General features: G+C 53.2%; 1 protein-coding gene. It reads right to left on the bottom strand.

The window, feature by feature from the left end:
• A protein-coding gene (locus ACJY2G_RS25475; protein WP_439292381.1) for an IS3 family transposase occupies window positions 1-1,072 on the bottom strand; the annotation gives its coding sequence in 2 pieces (ribosomal slippage) (window positions 1-814 and window positions 814-1,072; 1,073 coding nt annotated over the 2 pieces). This gene is flagged as partial in the annotation.
• Window positions 1,073-1,135 lie beyond the last annotated feature (63 nt).

Raw genomic sequence — 1,135 nt, 5'->3', positions numbered from 1 at the left:
TAGTTAAACACCTCCGACTTCAGCGTTTCGCGGTCGGTAAACCGTTCTCCGTGTATCAATTCGACCTTCAGACTGTGGAAGAAACTTTCTGCACACGCGTTATCGTAACAATTGCCCGTGCTGCTCATGCTGCATTTTAACTGACTGATTTTAATCATATTCTGGTAGTCATCTGAGCAGTACTGTCCGCCACCATCCGAGTGAACCACCACACCAGACGGATTATCCCGTCGGCCCAGCGCCATCTGCAACGCATCACAGACCAGACCTGATTTCATCCGTGCTGACATTGCCCAGCCTACTACGGCGCGGGAAAAAAGGTCTATCATCACAGCCAGATACACCCAGCCTGCGTCTGTCCACAAATAGGTGATATCGCCCACCCATTTCTGGTTTGGGGCCGTGGCGGTAAAGTCTTGCTTCAACAGGTTGGGGGCCACTGGACGTTTGTGACTCGAATCTGTTGTGACCTTGAACTTCCTGGCCGCCTTCGCCTTCAGCCCTTGTCGCCGCAGGCTGGCGGCTATCGTTTTACGGTTGTAACCCCAGCCCTCTGCCCGCAATTCATGGTATAAGCGGCGGGCACCATACCGGCTTTTATACTCGACAAAAGCGCTGGCGACGCGGCTGTCACAGAGTTCCCGCCGTAACGGTGAAGGTGTTTTTTGCCCGGCTCGCTGACGCCAGGCATAGAATCCGCTGCGGCTGACAGCCAGGACCCGGGCCATACAGGTAATACGAAAATCAGCCTGATGCTGTTGCATAAAGACGTACCTCATTTCAGGCGTTTGGCAAAGTACGTCGCGGCCTTTTGGAGAATGGCTAACTCCTCGGCCTGTTCAGCCAACTGGCGTTTGAGTTTTGCAATTTCAATGAGTTGCTGTTGTTCCCGCTCGGAGTTTGTCAATGCTTGCTGCTGTTTTTTACGCCAGGCGTAGAGCTGAGACTCATGCAAACTCAGCTCCCTGGCGGCTTTGGCAACGCCGATCCGCAGTGCCAGTGCCAGGGCATGCTCACGGAATGCATCAGGGTAACGATTTCTGGCGGTTTTATGGTCTGTAGATTGAGTCATAGTGCACCTCTGTTAGCAATTTTACTCGCTTAACAGCGTGTCCACGATCTCTGGGCCAGATCA

It is taken from the genome of Rahnella sp. ATs2, from assembly GCF_051851855.1.
Classification (GTDB): domain Bacteria; phylum Pseudomonadota; class Gammaproteobacteria; order Enterobacterales; family Enterobacteriaceae; genus Rahnella; species Rahnella variigena.
Note: the sequence above shows the minus strand (reverse complement) of the source record. Positions and strands in the feature narration are given on the sequence as shown.